Raw genomic sequence first — 485 nt, forward strand, 5'->3', positions numbered from 1 at the left:
TTGCCTTATCCCAACTTCGCAATGAGCAGCACATTGCAGAATGGCACGACAACAGTCTACGCTAAGGTCGGCGCCATGATTGCTAACAAAGGCTCGCAATACGGGATGAGTACGGGTGACGAACCCGGAACGGTTGGCGGCGTCAAATCCAATACGTTCAAACAGGCAACAGATTGGATACTCTACTCGTTCGACGTCAAGATGGATGGCAAGAACGCCTGCCGCCACACCGACAAGAAATATCACAACAACAAAAATACGGTCGACCTGCAGGGGAATGCAAATCCAGCCCCGCTGCCTACGGTCGTTTTCGATTCGGCAACCTTTCCTAACAAGGTAGCCAACATGAGGAAGCGGATGCCCGCTTCCGGCAAGAAGAAGCTGACGCGCCAGACAAGCCGAAGCGCCATCCGCAAGAACCGGCGAGCCGCGCTCAAAGGCGAGAAAAAGGGCAAGAAAAAGACGTCGCTCGACGAGTTTCCCTT

General features: G+C 53.8%; 1 protein-coding gene. It reads left to right on the forward strand.

Annotated features, from left to right (window positions below; genetic code table 11):
• On the forward strand, positions 1–485 hold a 485-nt coding region (locus EN879_RS38440), incomplete at both ends, for a DUF4150 domain-containing protein (RefSeq protein WP_127274834.1).

This window comes from Mesorhizobium sp. M7A.F.Ca.AU.002.02.1.1 (assembly GCF_003998535.1).
GTDB lineage: Bacteria > Pseudomonadota > Alphaproteobacteria > Rhizobiales > Rhizobiaceae > Mesorhizobium > Mesorhizobium ciceri.